The 20,781-nt window shown below is 38.3% G+C and carries 17 protein-coding genes and 3 pseudogenes; 5 read left to right on the top strand and 15 right to left on the bottom strand.

Going from position 1 to position 20,781, the window contains the following annotated elements:
* A pseudogene (locus tag HMPREF0819_RS01210) lies at nucleotides 1-848 on the bottom strand (DUF3737 family protein).
* Nucleotides 849-1,031: 183 nt separating this feature from the next.
* On the opposite strand from HMPREF0819_RS01210, the gene HMPREF0819_RS01205 reads away from it, so the two are divergent.
* The 3 genes from HMPREF0819_RS01205 to HMPREF0819_RS09220 all read left to right on the top strand — a co-directional run bounded on the left by HMPREF0819_RS01205 (nucleotide 1,032) and on the right by HMPREF0819_RS09220 (nucleotide 2,815).
* Nucleotides 1,032-1,901 carry a LysR family transcriptional regulator gene (locus HMPREF0819_RS01205; RefSeq protein WP_004231226.1) on the top strand — a complete coding sequence of 290 codons (870 nt, stop codon included), beginning with the start codon at nucleotides 1,032-1,034 and terminating at the stop codon, nucleotides 1,899-1,901.
* Between the two features lie 158 nt (nucleotides 1,902-2,059).
* Nucleotides 2,060-2,341: a DUF898 family protein gene (locus tag HMPREF0819_RS01200; RefSeq protein ID WP_044023256.1), complete on the top strand. Its 282-nt coding sequence runs from the start codon at nucleotides 2,060-2,062 to the stop codon at nucleotides 2,339-2,341.
* A 333-nt stretch (nucleotides 2,342-2,674) separates the two neighbouring features.
* The gene (locus HMPREF0819_RS09220; protein WP_004231222.1) at nucleotides 2,675-2,815 is read left to right on the top strand and encodes a hypothetical protein; all 141 of its coding nucleotides are present in this window, start codon (nucleotides 2,675-2,677) and stop codon (nucleotides 2,813-2,815) included.
* A gap of 83 nt (nucleotides 2,816-2,898) precedes the next feature.
* Here the strand turns inward: HMPREF0819_RS09220 and lplA are convergent, their stop codons facing one another.
* Both lplA and pdxR read right to left on the bottom strand, forming a co-directional pair.
* A complete protein-coding gene (gene lplA, locus HMPREF0819_RS01190; protein WP_004231220.1) occupies nucleotides 2,899-3,888 on the bottom strand; it encodes a lipoate--protein ligase in 990 nt (329 codons plus the stop codon).
* A gap of 70 nt (nucleotides 3,889-3,958) precedes the next feature.
* Nucleotides 3,959-5,365, bottom strand: a complete 1,407-nt coding sequence (gene pdxR, locus HMPREF0819_RS01185) for a MocR-like pyridoxine biosynthesis transcription factor PdxR (RefSeq protein WP_044023255.1) — start codon at nucleotides 5,363-5,365, stop codon at nucleotides 3,959-3,961.
* Nucleotides 5,366-5,522: 157 nt separating this feature from the next.
* Between pdxR and HMPREF0819_RS09215 the strand changes: the two genes are divergently transcribed.
* Both HMPREF0819_RS09215 and HMPREF0819_RS09210 read left to right on the top strand, forming a co-directional pair.
* The gene (locus HMPREF0819_RS09215; protein ID WP_237393034.1) at nucleotides 5,523-5,756 is read left to right on the top strand and encodes a hypothetical protein; all 234 of its coding nucleotides are present in this window, start codon (nucleotides 5,523-5,525) and stop codon (nucleotides 5,754-5,756) included.
* A gap of 166 nt (nucleotides 5,757-5,922) precedes the next feature.
* Entirely contained in the window at nucleotides 5,923-6,354 is a 432-nt protein-coding gene (locus HMPREF0819_RS09210) for a DMT family transporter (protein ID WP_004231215.1), read from the top strand.
* A gap of 88 nt (nucleotides 6,355-6,442) precedes the next feature.
* Here HMPREF0819_RS09210 and lpdA read toward each other — a convergent pair whose 3' ends face one another.
* From lpdA to HMPREF0819_RS01125, 12 genes and pseudogenes are all read right to left on the bottom strand, one after another.
* A complete protein-coding gene (gene lpdA, locus HMPREF0819_RS01175) occupies nucleotides 6,443-7,807 on the bottom strand; it encodes a dihydrolipoyl dehydrogenase (protein ID WP_419579850.1) in 1,365 nt (454 codons plus the stop codon).
* A 113-nt stretch (nucleotides 7,808-7,920) separates the two neighbouring features.
* Nucleotides 7,921-8,173, bottom strand: a pseudogene (locus HMPREF0819_RS09525) (biotin/lipoyl-containing protein); the annotation flags it as partial.
* Nucleotides 8,174-8,200: 27 nt separating this feature from the next.
* Nucleotides 8,201-9,229 (bottom strand): annotated as a pseudogene (locus tag HMPREF0819_RS01170) (dihydrolipoamide acetyltransferase); the annotation flags it as partial.
* A 53-nt stretch (nucleotides 9,230-9,282) separates the two neighbouring features.
* Nucleotides 9,283-10,287: an alpha-ketoacid dehydrogenase subunit beta gene (locus HMPREF0819_RS01165; protein ID WP_004231206.1), complete on the bottom strand. Its 1,005-nt coding sequence runs from the start codon at nucleotides 10,285-10,287 to the stop codon at nucleotides 9,283-9,285.
* Between the two features lie 31 nt (nucleotides 10,288-10,318).
* Entirely contained in the window at nucleotides 10,319-11,284 is a 966-nt protein-coding gene (locus HMPREF0819_RS01160) for a thiamine pyrophosphate-dependent dehydrogenase E1 component subunit alpha (RefSeq protein ID WP_282644819.1), read from the bottom strand.
* Between the two features lie 137 nt (nucleotides 11,285-11,421).
* Nucleotides 11,422-11,838 carry a cupin domain-containing protein gene (locus HMPREF0819_RS01155; RefSeq protein WP_004231195.1) on the bottom strand — a complete coding sequence of 139 codons (417 nt, stop codon included), beginning with the start codon at nucleotides 11,836-11,838 and terminating at the stop codon, nucleotides 11,422-11,424.
* Between the two features lie 129 nt (nucleotides 11,839-11,967).
* Nucleotides 11,968-13,845 (bottom strand): ABC transporter ATP-binding protein, encoded by a 1,878-nt coding sequence (locus tag HMPREF0819_RS01150; RefSeq protein ID WP_004231193.1) that lies wholly within the window; start codon nucleotides 13,843-13,845, stop codon nucleotides 11,968-11,970.
* On the bottom strand, nucleotides 13,845-15,596 hold the full coding sequence (locus HMPREF0819_RS01145; RefSeq protein ID WP_004231190.1) for an ABC transporter ATP-binding protein: 1,752 nt from the start codon (nucleotides 15,594-15,596) through the stop codon (nucleotides 13,845-13,847). Before HMPREF0819_RS01145 ends, HMPREF0819_RS01150 begins: the two co-directional genes overlap by 1 nt.
* Nucleotides 15,589-16,035: a MarR family winged helix-turn-helix transcriptional regulator gene (locus HMPREF0819_RS01140; protein WP_044023253.1), complete on the bottom strand. Its 447-nt coding sequence runs from the start codon at nucleotides 16,033-16,035 to the stop codon at nucleotides 15,589-15,591. The genes HMPREF0819_RS01145 and HMPREF0819_RS01140 overlap by 8 nt, the downstream gene beginning before the upstream one ends.
* Before the next feature lie 190 nt (nucleotides 16,036-16,225).
* Nucleotides 16,226-18,145, bottom strand: a complete 1,920-nt coding sequence (locus HMPREF0819_RS01135) for an ABC-F family ATP-binding cassette domain-containing protein (protein WP_004231185.1) — start codon at nucleotides 18,143-18,145, stop codon at nucleotides 16,226-16,228.
* 88 nt (nucleotides 18,146-18,233) lie between these two features.
* Nucleotides 18,234-18,947: a matrixin family metalloprotease gene (locus HMPREF0819_RS01130; RefSeq protein ID WP_004231183.1), complete on the bottom strand. Its 714-nt coding sequence runs from the start codon at nucleotides 18,945-18,947 to the stop codon at nucleotides 18,234-18,236.
* A gap of 118 nt (nucleotides 18,948-19,065) precedes the next feature.
* The gene (locus HMPREF0819_RS01125) at nucleotides 19,066-20,727 is read right to left on the bottom strand and encodes a ribonuclease J (protein ID WP_004231180.1); all 1,662 of its coding nucleotides are present in this window, start codon (nucleotides 20,725-20,727) and stop codon (nucleotides 19,066-19,068) included.
* Nucleotides 20,728-20,781 lie beyond the last annotated feature (54 nt).

The raw sequence follows: 20,781 nt of genomic DNA, 5'->3' as shown, positions 1-20,781 counted from the left end.
TCACACAGCCTTTCTCAAGCTAATCTTAGTTTTATTGCTATTAATGTTAGGGTCATCAAAAATAATCTCACCGATATTGTCAGCTACAATTGAACCCGAAATTGGATTTTTAACGCTGATAATGTCTGACTTGATGTCTGCTTGCAAATCCTCAACGTACTCAAAGACCAAATCTGAATAGATTAATTTACAATTATCAAGCGTAACATGCTTCATATAACAAAGCCCTTGATTACTTTCAATCGTACAATTGATAAAAGTAATGTCTTCGTATTCCACACAAGGTATTCGCCAACGATTGTCGAATCACGTACAACCACGTGCTTACAGTTCCAAAAAGCATCTTTGGATAGCAAAGTACTATTTGAGACTTCCACATTTTCAGCACCATCAAAGCAATAATTACCAGTAATAGTCACATTTTCAAGCTTAACATTCTTACTATTCATGCCAAAATAGTCACCAGTCACATTAACATTTGTTAATCTAACCTCTTCACATGACCACAAACTTTCTAAAGCATTTGGCATTTGAACATTTTCTAAAGCAATAGCTGAGCTGCGACGGAAAGTCTTGGGAGCTTGAATGACACTATTTTTGATTTTAATATCATGCGTATACCAGATTCCAGAACGTGCAGTATCAAGTAGCTGAACATTTTCAGCTGTAACATGTTTTGAATACCAAAGCGGGTATTTCCAACGGAAAATATCATTTTCTAAAATAATATTGCGGCTTTCTTTTAAAGGTGATTCGCCGTCCGCAAAAACTGATTGAGTGATTTTTGTATGTTCTGCTTTAAAACAAGCACGCTCACCAGTCAATAATTCTTGATTGATGATTTTCATTTTTATTCCTCCATTTTCAAAGTCCTTCTAGGACCGAAACGGCACTTAGTCTACACCTTGTAGTCGACTTCAGGTCAAGGATTTTTTGTTTTTAATTTACAAAAATACTCTAACACGCTACAATAAACATAGCAAATACTTATATTACATAATTAATATAGCTAAAATGTATAGGAAAAAGATATGGATATTCGCGTTCTTAATTATTTTGTAACCATTGTACAAACGAAAAGTATTTCAAACGCTGCAAATACCTTACACGTGACACAACCGACACTATCACGCCAAATCAAAGATTTGGAAGAAGAACTTGATACTGTACTTTTTTACCGTGGCAGTCGTGAAATTCAATTGACAGATGATGGGCAATACCTCTACAATCGTGCCATCGAAATTCTTTCTTTGGTCGAAAAAACAGAAAATAATATCCGAAAATCAGAAGAGATTTCTGGAGAAATTTACATTGGTGCTGCCGAAACTCACTCACTTGATATTGTCGCAACTGTCATCAAAAAAATGACAGACCAGTACCCTGAGATTCGTATTCACATTCGTAGCGGAAACGCTGATGACATTTTGGAGCAATTGAATAAAGGGGTCTACGATTTAGGCATCACAATCGGTGATTTTGACAACCGAAAATACAATGCGCTTGCTCTTAAAAATCGTGACCAATGGGGAGTCTTGGTCACCAAAAATCATCCGTTGACTAAGTTTGATAAAGTTGAATTAGCAGATATTTTGTCCTATCCACTAATCACTTCTGCTCAAACCAATAATGACCTCCGAGAGCTAGCTGGACTTGGCGATTATCACATCGTTGCAACCTATAATCTTCTCTACAATGCATCACTTCTAGTCAAAGCTGGACTTGGTATTGCGATTTGTCTAGGTGATATTATCAACACTTCCTACACTGATTCTGAACTAAAATTTATTCCATTTGCGACTCAAAAGCACGATTCACTTCAGATTCTCTGGAAAAAGCAAAGCACTCAATCACCAAGTACCAAACTCTTTCTTAAGCTGATGCAAGCAAAAATCGAAAAATAAAAACATTTTATAGCACATAAAAAAACACCAACTAACAAAAGTTGGTCTTCTTTTTTTGATGAAACGCTATTCTATCTTGCATGTCAAACATCATTATGTTAAACTGTTATCGTTTTGCTCACATTAAAATGTTTAGAATTTCACATAAAGGAATTTTGATGAAACAAGAAAGTTATTTTGATGGTGGTTTGCTAAGCTTTATTGGACATAGTATTGTAGCTACCTTAATTACTATTTTTACACTTAGTATTTACGCTCCATGGGGTATCTGCATCATGATTAATTGGAAGGTCAAGCATACCGTGATTGACGGACAGCGCTTATACTTTGATGGAAAAGCAATCCAGCTTTTTGGAAACTGGATTAAATGGCTAATTCTAACCATTATTACAATAGGTATTTATTCATTCTGCCTCTGCACTTGTTGCTTGTTCAAATAACTCGGACGAAGAAACAAGTTCAACTTCTATTGAGATTATCAAAGAATCAAGTTCTAGTAAAAAAGAGACATCTCATCAATTATCTTTTGATGAAAGTTATACCTTCACTGAAAGTGATACGGAAGTTACTGGATATGAATCAGCAGGTTTAAAAATGACAATACAGAAACCTGTTATAGATGAAAATATTGACTTAAAAGAAGGGTACCCAGAGGAAGAGTATAGTAAATTCGAAGGAAAAAAGCACTTGTTGTTACAACGGTAGTAGAGAATACAAGTTCAGACTATATTGATTTAGGCGGATGGACTGTTTTAGATTCTGAAGGAAAAACCTTGGATTACACATTTACAAATGTTTCAACCCAATCTATTGATGGCTTAACAGCAGGTCAAAAAGCAACTATCGTTGATGTTTATCTTGTAAGTGACAATAACCCTGTCACTATTTCCTACGAAAATGCAACTTGGAAATAAAGACTACACTCATCACAAGATACTTAATTAGAGAATATACCAAAACAAGCTAGCAATTTTTGCTAACTTGTTTTATATATTCCTCACTCCACGATTGCTCCCGCGATTTCTTGTGGAGTTATATTGGTGAAATATTTAGTGGTGTCAATTGTTTGGAGTTTTTTTAGAACGTCAAGATAGTCGTATCGAAGTCCAATTAAGGATTGTTCGACCTCAGCCACATCTTTGATGCCAAAAAAATCTCCATAAATTTTAATTCCTTTGATAACCGATTTTTCAATATTGGCATATGTTGTGATTTTTCCTGCTGGATAACGAACTGAACGCTTAATGGTATATTCTGGTGATTGTCCGTAAGTCCAATCCCAAGTGGCAAATTGGTTATCGGCTAGATTTTGAATGTTTTCTAAATCAGCTTCAGAAAGAACATACTCCGTCATGTCAGGGTATTGTTCTTTTATTTTGTTAAGTAATTGTTCTGAAAATGCTTCAACAGCCATTTTTTCTGGCAATTCATCTAAGATATTGGTCACACGTGCACGCACTGATTTAACACCTTTTGATTCAATTTTATCCTTTGAAACTTGCAGGGCATTTTCAAGCACCGTCATATCCACGTCAAATAACAGACAACCATGGTGCATCATCCGTCCTTTGAAATAAGCTTGTGCATTGCCACAAAACTTCTTGCCATCAATTTCAAGGTCATTACGACCAGTAAAAGTCGCTGTCACCCCTAAATCAGCTAAGGTTTCAATGACAGGTCTTGAAAAGGTCTTAAAATCAAAGGTACCTTCTTGTGATTTATTAGAAATAATTGTGTAATTCAAATTATTGAGGTCATGGTAAACCGCACCGCCACCTGACAAACGACGGACTACATGAATGCCATGCTCATCTGTATAAGCTTTGTTAATCTCTTCAATAGCATTTTGGTGTTTGCCAATGATAATCGCAGGCTCATTAATCCAAAGAATGAAAAGCTCATCTTCAGCTAACAATTCACGAAAAGCGTAAGCTTCTAACGCAATATTGTAGGCAGGATTATGAGACTTATTGACGATATACTTCATATAAAAGCTCCTTCATTTTCATTAGGCTTAGTATATCAGAATCCTACCCCACCGTCTCTTAATATGCTCACTACTTCTCCCATGCCCTTCTGAGGCGGCTAACGCAATCTGGAATATCTTCCAAATCAATTTTACTAAAACCTAGAAAAAGACTTTCCTGAGGGCAGGCTGCTTTTTCCTGCCAAAATTGCATAGTGTCATAAACTCGAACACCTTCTCTTTCAGCTTTTTTAATCAACTCATCTTGTTGCATCCCATTTGATAAGTGCAGCAAAAAATACTGACCACTAACGTTTGAAGACAACTCTATCGGTGTTTTAAATTTTTGAAATTCCTGTTTAAATGCTTCATAACGTTTCTTAAAAACATGATTCATCTTACGAACTAAGCGGTCATAATCACCACTTGATAAGATATTAGCAAGCGCAATTTGGTTCAAAAGATTAACGGTACTATTATAAAGTTTCCCTTTTTCTAAGAATTTTTCCGTAAACTGTTCTGGCAAAACCATATAACCCATACGAAAAGATGGCGATAATATCTTTGAAAAAGTCCCCAAGTAAATCACACGATCAAGATAGTCAATCGATTTCAGAGCTGGAATTGGTCTTTGATAATAGCGGAGCTCACTGTCATAATCATCCTCGATAATAAATGAATTTCTTTCTTTTGCAAACGTTAAAAGCTCTTGACGCCTCGAGATAGGCATAATCATCCCCAGCGGAAATTGATGCGACGGTGTTGTGTAAATCATTTTGATTGCGACATTTTTGTCAACCTTTGTCAAATCTAATCCCTTGTCATCGACCTCAGCTGTCACAATTTGATAATGATTTTTCTTAAAAGTTGCACGCGCTTTGGGATAACTTGGGTCTTCCATCAAAACACTTTCTTGCGTATTTCCTAAAAACTGGCAAAGATAGTCTAACGACTGCTGAAGACCACTCGTGATAATAATCTGACTTGGGTGGCACCTAACGCCACGAATACGTTCCAAATAACGACTTATCTCTTTTCTAAGTTTATATTCACCTTGAAACGGTTGAAGTGTCGACAACTTCTCAGCATCATCCAACTCATCAAGCGTATTTAAGTAATGCTTTTTCCACACTTTTTTGGGAAATAAATTGCTGGTATGGCTACTATTTGTCAAATCATAAATAATCTCTTCATCAGAAATACAGTCCTCATTCGTCGGAACTTGCTCGCTAAATTTTTTCTCTGATTTAAACGATTTTGGTAATTTCAAGACATAAAAGCCTGCATTTTGACGGCTTTCAATATATCCTTCCAAGGTCAATTGCACATAAGCTCTATCAACCGTATTTCGACTGACCTCAAGCATTTTAGCGAGCGTTCTTGTCCCTAAAAGTTTCTCATCAGGTGATAAATAGCCCTGCAAAATATCTGACTTGATTTGCTGGTAAATCTGCTGGTACAGTGGGCTAGCACCTGCGGTTCTATCTAAATGAATCATTTTCCCTCCAAGGTGGCACCTAAAAATTTTTAAATACTGGTACTTTTTATTATACCACTTATCCTTTAAAATTTTACACGAGGTAAAAAAATACATGAATAACAACCGCTGTAACTCAGCAAAATACATCTTTCTAATCTTTTTAGCAATCTGTTTTTTGGCAACAGGTGGTATTTTTGTAAAACTCAGCCCATTGCCACCAATCAACACTGGCTTTTACCGAGTTTTATTTTTTATCCCAATGCTACTACCTTTTATCAGGAAATCAGATTTGCAATCACTCAGCTATAAACAAGTTGTCACTATCGTTTTAGCAGGCGCTTTTCTAGCAGGGAATTTGACTTTTTGGAACAGTTCTTTTTCTTACAGAACTGTGGCAAATTCAAATTAGCTCGTTAATCTAACACCATTTACGGTGATTCCAGTCAGTTATTTTCTGTTCAAAGAAAAAATGACACCAAAATTTCTTTTAGGTGGACTTGTTACTTTGCTTGGCGTTTTTGTCGTTATGGCAAATAAAGTCACTGTGTCACCTGAGAGACCTTCTTGGCGATTCAATGAGACTAGGTGCTTCAGTCTTTTACGCAATGTTCATGATTACCGTTTACAAGCTACGTGATACGGTCAAATCAAATGTTATCATGTTCCTCAGCGCTTTTGGAACATTGCTCGTATTGGCTGCTGTTATCTCCTTTACAGAAGGTTTTTACGTGCCTAAAAACTTTGAAGAACTCTGGCCACTTTTGGCACTAGCTCTTGTGTCACAGATTTTAGGACAAGGACTGCTCGCTTATTGCCTAGGAAAAGTCAATGCTAGTCTGTCATCATTAATCACTCTATCACAACCCGTCGTTGCAGCTCTTTACGCTTGGGTCATTTTCCAAAAACATTTAAACCTGCAATCTATTATCACTATTATCATCACGTTGACAGGCGTTTACCTCGCTAAAACACAAACTTCAAACAAACTCGTTGAAGAGGAAATCTAAACAGTTTAGAATCATAAAAGAGTATGAGAATTCTATCTCATACTCTTTTTGATTTATGCTAACTTGCTGAATCATAGCGTATGTCAAACTATCTCTTTGGCATGTTATGGATGGCTTCACCAATGGTATCTAGGAAAGCTTCGTACATGTTTTCAGAAAAGGTCGGGTGTCCATGGATGGCTTGGGCAACATCATCAACGGTCAATTCATTTTCCATAATAGTTGCCGCTTCGTTAATGAGCTCAGCTGCTGATGGTCCAATAATATGCACCCCAAGAATTTCATGGTACTTGCTGTCAGCAATGACTTTAACAAAACCTTGTGCTTCATTAGAAGCAAGAGCTCGTCCATTACCAGTAAAGCTAGACTTTCCAATCAAAATATCACCATATTGTTCACGCGCAGCCTCTTCAGTTAACCCAACCATAGCAACTTCTGGGTGTGTATAAACTGCTGCTGGAGTGTATGTGAGATTGGCTTTGCGATGATTGCCACGTAGAGCATTTTCAGCAGCCACTTCTCCCATACGATAAGCAGCGTGTGCTAGCATTTTTTGGCCATTGACATCACCAGGGGCATAAATACCAGAGATTGACGTTTCTTGATAAGCATTAACTTTGATGCGATTGTCTTCCATGTCAAGGTTGAGATTTTCAAGGCCTTGCAGTTGTGGCACTCGTCCAATCGATAGCAGAGCTTTGTCTGATTGGATTTTCTCGCCATTTGTCAGCGTCAACTCAAGCTGATTGTTTTTCTCAATAATTTCTGACACTCCAACATTTGTTTTAATAGTCATCCCCTTTTTGGTCAGAATTTTTTGCAATTCCTGTGAGATTTCCTTGTCCATTGCTGGAATAATGCGGTCTGACATTTCAATAACAGTCACATCAACGCCGTAAGACGACCAGACCAAGCCAAGCTCAATCCCAACAACACCGCCACCAATGACAGCTAATGATTTCGGAACTTCTCTCAAATCAAGGATATCATCAGAGGTCAAAACAAGTGGAGAATCAATACCTGGAATATTAATGCGTGATACTTTTGAACCTGTTGCCAAAATAATACTATGTCCTTTAATCACTTGCGAGCCAATCGTAACTGTCTTGTCTGGATTGACTTCGGCTAGTCCTTCAAAGATAGTTACTTTATTGGCTTTCAAAAGACTACGAACACCACTTGTCAGTGTTTTAACAACAGAATTTTTAAATGCAACTGTCTTATCCATATCAATACTGTAGCTAGTTGAGGCTAGATTGATACCACGACCAGCGGCGATTTTCAACCCATCAAGGATTTCAGCATTTTTAAGATAAGTTTTGGTTGGAATACAGCCAACATTTAGGCAGGTACCGCCAAACTCTGATTTTTCAACAATTGCAATTTTTCCTCCAAGCTGGGCACCACGGATAGCTGCATAATAGCCTGCAGGACCTCCACCAACCACAATCATGTCATACTCATCAGCTGCAAGCGGAACTTTTTGTTCAAAAGTTGCATCAGCCGCCACTTCCTTAGGTACTTCCAATCCTACTGCAGTTAAGTCTGCTGTGGCTTGTTCAATTTTCTCGACCACCTCACCTTCAGCACCGAGGTAGCCAATGATTTCCGTAACTGGGACAACTTCACCAGCCTCGTGAAGAATTTTCAAAAGTACTCCAGAGTCTTCGGCTTCGATTTCCATATTTGTCTTGTCAGACATAATTTCAAGCAAAATATCGCCTTCTTGAACAGAATCGCCCTCCGCTTTTTTCCATTCAATGATTTCGCCTTCTTGCATGTCAACGCCAAGCTTTGGCATGATAATTTCTATTGCCATAAATTACCTTTCTTTTCAGTTCATTAGCTAAATTAATAATTCCAACGGATTTTCAAGAAGTGCTTTTAAATCCAACATGAATTTTGCACCATTCATTCCGTCAACCAAGCGGTGGTCAATGGTCAAACTCATTCCCATAATTGGTCGAATAACCACCTCACCCTCATGAGCAACAGGTGTATCAATGGTCGCTGAAACGCCGAGAATCGCCGAATTTGGTTGATTTATAATTGGATTAAATGACTTGGTTCCAAACATTCCAAGATTTGTTATGGTGAAAGTTGAGCCAGACATGTCTGCTGATTTCAATTTGCCAGTCTGTGCTTTTTCAATAACATTTTTTGAAGCTACCACAAAGTCTGACAAGCTCATCTGTTCAGCGCCATGAATCACAGGAACCACTAAGCCTTCAGAAAGTCCAACAGCAATTCCAAGATTGACAAAATGATGCACTTCAATTTCATGAGCATCATTAACCAAAGAAGCGTTAAGAAAACGATGCTCTTTTTTCATCAAAGCCTTAACCGTAGCAAGCCCTATCAAGTCTGTGAAAGTGACCTTGTAGCCTGTCTTTTCCTTAATTGGTTCAACAAGTTGCTTTCGAAGAGCAATCAAATTTGTCATATCAACGTCGTAATTAAGCGTAAAAGTTGGCGCCGTAAAATATGATTGACTCATTCCTTTTGAAATGGCTTTACGCATGGCAGACATTTTAACTATCTCAACTCCATCACTGGCAAGTGATGTATCTGACACAGCTACAGGTTGATGTGACACTTGGCTGCCCTTGCCCTCTTTTTGAGCAACAGTTTCACCTAGACTCGCTAGAACATCTTCCTTCGTAATCTTGCCAGAAACACCTGTTCCAACTAGCTTTTCAAGTTTAACACCTCTATCCTTAGCAATTCTGCGAGCTAGTGGCGTCACACGAATCTTGCTGAATTGTTCGACATCTTCCTTGTGAATTCGTCCATTTTCGCCACTACCACTGATTTTATCTAAATCAATTTCGCGCTCACGTGCCAACTTTCTAGCAGCTGGTGTGGCACGAACTTTTCCAATTTCAGATGCCTTTGGCATAATCATTTCATTTACCACAGAGACTCCTTTCAAGACTTCCGACCATTGCGTGCCATCTGATAAATGGCTGCTTTAATCTTAGCAACATCTGGCAAAATGCCTTCTTCCAATACACGAGCATATGGAACTGGTACATCTTCACTGGCCAAACGCACAATCGGATAATCAAGGTAATCAAAAGCTTCACTTTCTGTAACCAGTGCAGCTATTTCTCCAATAAAACCACCTGTCTTATAAGCGTCATTAACCAGCATGAGCTTTCCAGTCTTTTTCACCGAATTGATAATCAACTCCTTATCAAGTGGAATAAGTGTCCGTGGGTCAACCACTTCAACGCTAATACCGTCAGCTGCTACTTCATCTGCTGCTTGAAGGACGCGTTCCAGCATGCGACCATAAGAAACAACAGTCAAATCATTTCCTTCACGCTTAATCTCACCCTTTCCAAGTGGCAAATAAAAATCAGAATCCAAACTGACTTCTTCTTTCTTGCCATAAAGCGCCTTTGGCTCCATGAAAATGACGATATTATTATCTCGAATAGCTGATTTTAGAAGTCCTTTAGCATCATTAGCATTTCCTGGTGCAACAACCTTGATGCCAGGAATATGAGTCAGCCAAGCTTCCAGAGACTGTGAGTGTTGCGCTGCAGAACCAATCCCAGAACCCGATGCCACCCTAAAGGTCACTGGCGTTTTCAAACCACCACCAAACATGTAATTATTTTTAGCGCCGTTATTAACAATGGCATCAAGCGCAATAGTGATGAAATCCATAAAGGTCACATCAACAATCGGACGAAGACCAGTTATCGCAGCACCGATAGCACTTCCTGCAATTGCAGCTTCTGAAATCGGGGTATCCTTGACTCGTTCAGGACCAAACTCCTCAAACATGCCGACAGACGTACCAAAGTCACCACCGTAAATGCCAACATCTTCACCCATCAAAAAAATTGTCTCATCTTTTTGCATTTCCTCTGTCATTGCAAGATTGATTGCTTCACGAAATGCCATTTGTTTTGTTTCAGTCATTGTCTTTCTCCTCTTTGTGATTGAAAGGCACTTAATCTACCCAGATATCTTCAAACGCTACTGACAAATCTGGTTCAGGACTATTTTGTGCAAATGCATAAGCATCATCGATTTCTTTAACTACTTGCGTATCGATTGCATCCAATTCGTCATGGCTTGCTAAATGATTTTCAGTCAAGTATGTGCGAAATTTAACAAGCGGGTCTTTTTTCTTCCAGTCATTAACTTCCTCTTTGCTTCGGTATTTGCCTGCGTCAGCTGTCGAATGCCCAAACCAACGGTAGGATTCCACCTCAACAATGGCTGGACCATTTCCAGAACGCACATGTTCAACCGCTTTGCCCATTGTCTCATAAACAGCTAGGACATCATTACCATCTTCACAGTAAAACCCAGGAATACCATAAGCTTCAGCACGTGTGTAAAGATGCGGCGTGTTGGTCGCTCTCCTAATATCCATAGAAATACCATAACGGTTATTGATAATAAAGAAAATGACAGGTAATCTCCAAGTAGCTGCTAGGTTTACTGATTCATGAAAAGAGCCTTCGTTGGTTGCACCGTCACCAGAAAAAGCAACAACAATGTTATTTGTCTTTTTATACTGCTGTGTCAAGGCAGCACCAACAGCAAGTGCATAGCCACCACCAACAATACCATTCGTACCATAATTGCCTTTTTCAAAATCTGCCAAATGCATGGAACCACCACGACCTTTTGACACTCCAGTCACCTTACCAGCAAGCTCAGCCATCATCTTATTCAAATCCATGTCTTTAGCAATACACTGCCCATGTCCACGATGATTTGAAAAAATAATATCATCATAAGTCAAATGCGCCATTGCTCCAACACTTGCCGCTTCTTCTCCAACTGAAAAGTGCGTCATGCCTTGGACAAAGCCACGTCGAACTAACTTATTAATGCGCATATCAAACTCACGAATACGCTGCATTTTGAGATACATATCTATATATTGTTCTAGAGACAAATTCATAACATTGCCCTCCAAATATCTTTTTCTTACTCCATTCATCATATGATATTATGTCTCAAATCACAAATTATTTAACCGTTATTTGCAACCGTTTTAAAAAGATAGACTAAAAAAGGCGCCAAATGCGCCATCTAGCCCTATTTCCTTTTCAAAATTTCTGCAACCAATTTTTCGCAATCGACTTTGTCATGTTTTATTTTGTCAGATTGGTCACTACCAGTCGGTACAAATCGGAAAACGATAAGCTCTGTTTCTTCTTTGACATCACCAATGATTCTGTATATAGATTGTTTGACACGCAGAACTTCACCACAATTCGCATTGTAAGTCCTTACAGCATTGTCTTCCAAGACTTGAACAGTTACATTTCCTTTTGTTGGTACAATAATTTCCTCGATAGCTTGATGCTTATGCCAATCTTGAATGGTATTTGCAGGTAAAACATTTTGATGAATTTCAAATTCGGGATATAAGAAATAATTCACCTTAGTTCCATTATCTTTTTCAACCGAAATAGCCTCTGAAAGTTGCCGAATATTGATAGATTTCGCCATGATACCCCTCCTTTATTTTGAACAAAGTGTATCACGACAATTTAACATTTTCAAATAAAATATATACCTAAAACAAAAAACAACCCTTGAAAAACAGCCGTGCTATTTTCCAAAGATTGTTTAAATCTATTATTCACTAATGGCATTACCTGTATAAAGTTGGTAATAACGTCCTTTTTGCGCAATCAACTCGTCGTGGTTACCCCGTTCGATGATGCGTCCTTGTTCAAGAACCATGATACAATCAGCATTGCGAACAGTCGACAAGCGGTGAGCGATAACAAATGTTGTACGACCTTTCATCAAGGCATCCATACCTTCTTGCACATGAACTTCAGTACGCGTGTCGATTGATGACGTTGCTTCATCCAAAATCAAAGCAGGTGGATTTGCTACAGCTGCACGCGCAATCGCAAGTAATTGACGTTGTCCTTGAGAAAGATTGCTTCCGTCACCTGTCAAAATGGTATCGTAACCTTCTGGCAAACGCTTAATGAAATCATGTGCATTAGCTAATTTGGCAGCTTCGATACATTCTTCATCACTAGCATTCAAACGTCCGTAGCGGATATTATCCATAACCGTTCCTGTAAAGAGGTGTGTGTCTTGCAATACAATTCCTAAACTACGACGAAGGTCAGCTTTTTTAATTTTACGAATGTTAATACCATCGTAATGAATCTTACCTTCTTGGATATCGTAGAAACGGTTAATCAAGTTTGTAATGGTTGTTTTACCCGCACCAGTTGAGCCTACAAAAGCGATTTTTTGACCAGGTTTCGCAAACAAATTAATGTCATGTAAAACCATCTTATCATCATTATAACCAAAGGTTACATCTGTGAAAGTTACACGACCTTCTTGTTTATGATAAGTCACTGTACCATCTTCGTGTGGATGTTTCCAAGCCCAAGTACCAGTTGATTCTTCCACTTCTTGCAGATTTCCAGCAGCGTCTTCTTTTGCATTAACCAATTCAACGTAACCTTCATCCAATTCAGATTCTGCATCTAGCAGTTGGAAGACACGGTCAGCACCTGCCATCGCCATAACAACAGAGTTGATTTGTTGGCTAATTTGAGTAATCGGATTAGTAAAACCACGGTTTAATGCTAGGAAAGAAACCAAAGTCCCCAAAGTCAAGCCAGCATAACCATTAAGAGCAAGAACTGCTCCAAGCATGGCGCAAAGAACGTATGAAAAGTGACCGATATTTGCAGAGACTGGCATCAAGATATTCGCAAAGATGTTGGCATTTGTAGCAGATTCACGAAGTTCTTGGTTAAGTTTTCGAAAATCTTCCTTAGCACGCTCTTCGTGGTTGAAAACTTTAACGACTTTCTGACCATCCATCATTTCCTCAATGAACCCATTGACACGACCGAGATCATTTTGTTGGTCATGGAAATATTTTGATGATTGCGCAGCGATTTTACGAGCCACATAAAGTAGAATAACAACCATAAATAGTGACAAAACTGACAATGGCACGTTCAAAACAAGCATGCTGACAAATGTTGTCACAATAGAAAAAGTTGAATTAACCACTTGCGGAATACTTTGACTAATCAACTGACGAAGGGTATCAACGTCGTTAGTGTAGATTGACATGATATCACCGTGGGCATGTGTATCAAAGTACTTAATTGGCAAACTTTCCATGTGTGTGAACAAATCAACACGAATACGACGCATTGTCCCTTGTCCAACATAAACCATAAGACGGTTAAAGGTATAAGTACTTGCAACTCCGATAATCCCAATAATAATCAATTGGAAAATAGCATGTGCCAATCCTGAAAAATCAGGATTCTTAGCTGCTAAAAGAGGGGTAATATAACTATCAATCAAGGTTTGCATAAACAAACTAAAACGAACCATACAAAGGGCAGAGATTGAAATCAAAACAAACACTGCCATAAATCGCCATTTATAGTTTTTGAAAACATAAGCCAAAACACGTTTTAGCGTTGCCTGTTTATTCACTTGAGTTTTAGATTGAGACATTAGTTATTACCTCCTTCCTCATCAAAATCACCGCTACCATGTTGTTGAACATCATTGATTTCACGATAGATAGCATTTGTTTTAAGTAATTCATCATGGCTAGCGAAGCCTGAGATTTTACCATCATCAAGAACCAAAATCTTATCAGCGTGCTGCACACTTGAGATACGTTGTGCAATGATAATTTTTGTTGTTCCTGGGATAGTTTCTTCAAATGACTTACGAATATTGGCATCCGTTGCTGTATCAACGGCACTTGTTGAATCATCAAGAATCAAAACTTTTGGTTTTTTAAGCAATGCGCGAGCAATACATAGACGTTGTTTTTGACCACCAGAAACGTTGCTTCCGCCTTGCTCAATCCAAGTGTTATATTTGTCAGGGAAACGCTCGATGAATTCATCAGCGCAAGATTGACGACAAGCTTCGATACATTCTTCGTCAGTCGCATTTTCATTACCCCAACGGAGGTTGTCTAAAATAGTACCTGAGAAAAGGACATTTTTTTGAAGAACAACCGCAACTTGGTCACGAAGAACTTCCAAATCATATTCACGAACATCATGTCCACCAACTTTAATTGCCCCAGCATCAACATCATAAAGGCGAGAAATCAAGTTAGCAAATGATGTTTTCCCTGAACCTGTACCACCGATAACACCAATAATTTCACCTGACTTGATGCTCAAATCAATATCAGAAAGCACTTCTTCACCACCGCCATGTTTGTATGAAAAATGTACATGGTCAAAATTGATTTCTCCATTTGGAACTTCCATTAATGGATTTTCAGGATTAACAATATCAGCTTTTTCATTCAAAACTTCAGCGATACGTTCTGCACTGGCAGTACTCATTGAAACCATAACCATAATCATTGATAGCATCATGAGTGACATCATCATGGCAAAGATATAAGACATCAAAGAAGTCAATTCACCTGTTGTAAGTGTTCCGCCAACGATAAACTGTGCCCCAAACCATGACAAGCAAATGATACATCCGAAGATGATTGTCATCATAACTGGAACGTTAAAAATGATGATTTTTTCAGCTTTAACAAAAAGATTATAAATGTTTTCAGCTGCTTTCGTGAATTTTTTGTTTTCGTATTTTTCACGTACAAAAGCTTTGACAACTCGGATAGCTGAAATATTTTCTTGAACACTAGCATTCAAATCATCGTATTTGCGGAAGACATAATTAAAAGTAGACATCGCCTTACGCATGATAAATAAAAGAAAAGCTCCAAGAATCAAGACAGCAGCAAGGAAAATCAAACTCAAACGATGATCAACTACAAAACACATAATCATGCTGACAATGATTGTAAGAGGTGCACGCACAACCACACGAATAATCATCTGATAAGCATTTTGCACGTTTGTAACGTCTGTTGTCATACGAGTGACAAGACCAGCTGTGCTGTATTTATCAATATTTGAAAAAGCAAAGGTTTGAATATTATCATACATACCTTCACGCAAATTAGCTGCGAAACCTGCAGATGCTTGCGCAGCAAATTTACCAGCTAAAAAACCAGTCGTCAAGCCACATGTGGCAAGGATTAACATTAAAATACCATATTTCATGGCAACAGCTAGATTTCCAGCTTGAACCCCTTGGTCAATCAATTTAGCAATGACAAAAGGGACTGACATATCGAAGAAAACTTCTAAAGCCGCACACAAAGGAGCAAGCAAAGACGGTGTCTTGTACTCCTTAACTTGAGCTAAAAGAGTTTTAATCATTCTTGTCACCTCTTTCTACAACATTATAATAAGCTCTTTCAAGCAAAGAATGAAATGTTTCTTTTTCATTATCAAAAAAACCACTAATGATATCATCTTCTGATTCTTTCAAGTGGTCACACACCAGAATAATCACTTCAATCCCCTTGTCAGTAATATGAACCTTCTTGATGCGCTTATCCTTTTCATCCTGAACAGAATTGACTAAATCCTTTTGCTCTAAACGTGAGATAATCCCAACCATCGTTGGTTGTGAAACTTCAAACGTCTTCTCAAGTTCCTTATAAGTACAGCATGCCTTGGTATCCTTCAAATAAAGCAAAACCCAAGACTGCATAATAGTGATGTTGTAAGGTTTTAGAAAGTTATTCATATTTTGTTCTAAACGATGCGCAATCCGCTTAACCAGCCAACCATATGGAGCATTTTTAGGATTCATAGTAACCTCCAACAATAAAAAAGCAATTTCAAAAAATGCCACTCCAAAGCAGCAGGCACTCTTTAAGATTTGCTAAACATTTCATTTTATTTCCAACACTATTATAAAACTTTAAAGGCGAAAATCAATAGCCTGCTATTGATTTTTTAAAACAAAAAATCCCGACATTTCTGCCGAGATTACTAGTATTTTAACCCTCAACCTTTTCGCTGAGTTTTTCCCATTCAAGCATGAGGGTTTCTTGTTGTTCAGTTAGTTCATCGAGTTCTTTTTGCAAATCAATCAACTCACTTGCTTCGTTTGTAGCAAGCATGGCTTGGCTGATTTCTTCTTCACGCGCTTCAATTTTTTCTAATTGATTTTCAATTTCAGTGATTCGGCGTGTGAGTTTACGAAGTTCTTTTTGATTTGCTTTTTGCGCTTGATAATCATTAGCTGGCGCTTTTTCAACGACAACTGTTGTTTTTTCTTGTGCTTCTTCAGCTTTCAAGCGAGCTAATTCTTCCAGCTCTGCTTTTTTCTCAAGGTAATAATCGTAATCACCAAGGTAAAGTGTTGAGCCTTCTTCGGAGATTTCAAGCACTTTTGTCGCTACACGGTTAATGAAATAACGGTCGTGGCTGACAAATAAAAGCGTGCCGTCAAAATCAATCAAGGCATCTTCCAGAACTTCCTTACTGTCGATATCCAAGTGGTTGGTTGGTTCATCAAGGATAAGGAAATTGTTGTTTTGCATTGACAATTTTGCTAACAAAAGACGAGCTCGTTCGCCACCTGAAAGCATGCTGACAGATTTTTTAACGTCATCACCTGAGAATAAGAAAGCACCAAGACGATTTCTAATTTCAACTTCTGGTGTTGTTGAAAAATCATTCCAAAGCTCATCAAGTACAGTATTGGTACGAGTCAAGTTTGATTGTGTTTGGTCATAGTAACCCACTTCGACGTTGGCACCGTAAGTTGATATTCCTTTGATAAACGGAATCTGACCGACGATTGATTTAATCAACGTTGATTTTCCGATACCGTTTGGTCCAACAATGGCAATCGCATCAAATTTCTTAACATCAATGTTGATTGGTTCAGATAAGATTTGGTCGTCATAGCCAATGGCAGCATCCGCCACTGTCAAAACAACGTTACCTGATACTTTGTCCGCATGGAAGGTCATATTAGCAGATTTTTGACCAGCTGACGGTTTATCCAAGCGTTCCATTTTTTCCAATTGTTTGCGGCGAGCTTGCGCACGTTTTGTCGTTGAAGCACGCACAAGATTACGTTGCACAAAATCTTCCAGCTTAGCAATTTCTTTAGCTTGTTTTTCGTAATTTTTGGCTTCGAGTGCCAATTTCTCAGCTTTCAAATCCATGAATTTTGAGTAATTACCAACATAACGGTCAAGCGAATGTTTTGTCAAGTCAAGAGTAATCGTTGCCACTTTATCTAGGAAGTAACGGTCGTGACTGACGATAATCAATGCGCCTTGGTAGTTGACCAAATAATTTTCAAGCCAAGCAATCGTTTCGATATCCAAGTGGTTGGTTGGTTCGTCAAGCACCAAAAGTTCAGGCTTTTCAAGCAACATTTTGGCAAGTGCCAAACGTGTATTTTGACCACCAGACAACTCAGAAATCTTCATTTGCCACATCGATTCATCAAATTTGAACCCGTTCAAAATCGCTTTGATTTCTGCTTCGTAAGTAAAACCACCCTTAACACGAAATTCTTCTGATAAGCGGTCATAATCTGACAGCAATTTATCAAAAGTATCGCCTGTTAGCTCAGCCATTTGCATTTCCATCTTACGAAGACGAGATTCCATACTGCGCACATCATCAAAAACATGGAGCATTTCATCAAAAATCGTATTTTCAGACTCGAAACGGCTATCTTGTGCCAAATATGACAAACTCAAATCACGTTTTGTGTTAATTTCACCTGATGTTGGTGCTTCTTCCCCAACTAAAATTTTTAACAACGTTGACTTACCAGCACCATTTCGCCCAACAAGCGCAATACGGTCTTTTTCATCAACTTGAATATTAATATTATCAAATAATACATCGCCCGAAAAAGAGCGTTCAATTTTGTTTCCTTGTAAAATAATCATAGTTATATTTTAACAAATCCTCACCCGTTAAACTAGAAGAATATTAAAAAATCTGCCAAATTCAGCAGATTTTTCAAAATCTTTTTCATTAAGAATTGTAAATCTCATTCACTTTTTCAATATCGACGCTTTGAATACCATAGTAAGAGCCTGATGACTGCATCACTGATTCTTCGTCATCGTCGTGATCTAATCCGATTGCATGCCCAAGTTCATGCTCGGCAGTGTAAACGATACGGTTGTGTGTGTAGCCATAATCATTTTCAAGCAAATAATACGTGTTCAACTTCACATCAACATGGGTGATTTGATTTGTCAAAGCATTAGTCTCAGTTTCAGCAAGCCCTGCTGCTTTCGAGCTTGCATCAGAGTATTCCGTCGCAACAATATCAGCTGAACTTTCATCCTCGACAAGATTAAACGTAAAGGCACCAGTCGCATTCCAAGCATTAATAGCTTCTTCGTAAGCAGAAACCAAGGTCTCATCTGTTGTTTCAATATAAACATTTGCTGAATTGCTAGACCAGCGAGCACCAGAATAATGTGTAAAGTCATCCGTTGACAATTCTTTTAAATTAGAAGCAATATCGTCTTTATTGTCTGCAAAATAAGTCGTTACACTGTTTGCAATATTTGAAATAGAATTTGCTAACTGCGAGCTACTGTTATTAGCATAATAAAGCAGACCAAAACAAACAATAGCAAACAAGACGACGGTCTTGATAATTGCCCAGAAAACATTCCAAATAATATTAATAATAAGACTTGGAATAAAGAAGATAATCTTAAATAATGTTCTCATACATAGCCTTTCTTTATCGGTTTTTTAGATAAACAAATTACCCGGGCTTTAGTATAACAAGCAAAGCTTAAAAAAACAAAAAAAGAGGATCGAGCATTGCTCACCCTCCCTTTATTTTTTATCTTACTTCCATGACGACTGGTAAAATCGCTGGGCGACGTTTTGTTTGGTCAAATAAGAACTTAGCGACTTCATCGCGAACTGCTCCTTTTAATTCACCCCAGTCAAAGTTTTCTTGTTCAAGATAATTTTCAACAGTTTGGTTAACCAATTCAGCTGACTCACGAAGAATATCACGGCTCTTCTTAACATAGACAAATCCACGTGTGTGAATCTTCGCTTTAGAAACGATTTTCTTCTCACGTTTATTAACGGTCAAAGCAACGATGAAAATACCATCTTCTGACAAGACTTTACGGTCACGAAGAACGATGTTACCAACATCGCCAATAGCATTACCATCAATCATGACATCTCCAGCTGGCACGCTACCTTCGTGGTTAAAGCCATTTTTACCAAGAACCATGACATCACCACGTTTAACGATATAGATATTTTCAGGATACATACCAACTTCTTCTGCCAATTCAGCGTGAGCAGCTAAATTACGGTACTCACCTTGAACTGGGAAGAGGTATTTCGGTTGAAGAAGGTTAAGCATCAATTGCAAGTCACGCGCATTGGCATGACCAGACACGTTAAGGCTTTGTGAAATAAGGTGAACAATCCCACCTGCTTTGTAAATCAAGTTTTCAACGCGTGCAACAGCAGCTTCTTTTGAAAGGCTTGGTGTTGTAACAATGTATACCAAATCACCGTCTTTAATTTGAACGTAACGGTGACGACCAAGAGCCATCTTATGCAAACCATTGATTGGTTCACCCATACGACCAGCTTCAAGAATAATCAATTCGTGGTCTTCGTATTTGTGCATATCTTTTGGCTTGATGATAAGTTTTTCATCTACCAAACGAAGGCGTTTCATACGAATCGCTGTGCGAACAATGTTTTCAGCATCAAAACCTGTAAGAACCACACGGCGACCATATTCTGCAGCTGAATCAAAAACTTGTTGGATACGAACAAGGTTTGAAGCAACGGCAGCGATGATAACACGGCCTTCAGCGTCAGCGATTGCGCTATCCATTTCAGCCGCAACTTCTGCTTCACTAGCTGTCATCACATGGCTAGTTGCGTTAGCTGAATCAGAAAGAAGAGCAAGCACTCCTTCACGACCAATTTCTGTCAAACGTGACAAATCAGTGCGGTAATATTTACGTGCAGCTTGGTCAAATTTGAAGTCACCTGTGTAAACAATGTTTCCTTCGTCTGTCCCTACAACAATCCCTAAACTTTCTGGAACTGAGTGAGTAGTTTTAAAGAATGAAATAGTTGCATCCGCAAATTCAATCTCTGTTTCAGCATCAATAACGTGGAAATTATTGAATTTTTTAACATTAGTGCTATTTTTAACAAAAAGTTTTGCTAATTCAATTGTAAGTGGTGAACCAAAGACTGGTGCTTTGAATTCAGATAAGATGTATGGAAGAGCTCCGATAGCATCCGCGTGCCCGTGTGTTAGGAAAATCCCTTGAACACGTTTTTTATTTTCAATCAAGTAATCAAGGTTTGGAATAACTTCATCCACACCAAGTTGCTCGTTTTCAGGATATCTTAACCCAGCATCCAAAACGAAAATCGAGTCATTAACTTCTACCACATAGAGGTTCTTAGCATTTTCACGAACCCCACCTAGGGCAATAATTTTAATATCGCTCATGTCGATGTTTTCTCCTTATTTTAATTTTTTTACGTGCAAATTACTTTGCTTATG

The sequence above is a fragment of the Streptococcus equinus ATCC 9812 genome, from assembly GCF_000187265.1.
Taxonomy (GTDB): domain Bacteria; phylum Bacillota; class Bacilli; order Lactobacillales; family Streptococcaceae; genus Streptococcus; species Streptococcus equinus.
The sequence above is the reverse complement of the archived record's forward strand: the minus strand, read 5'-3'. Positions and strand labels throughout refer to the sequence as shown.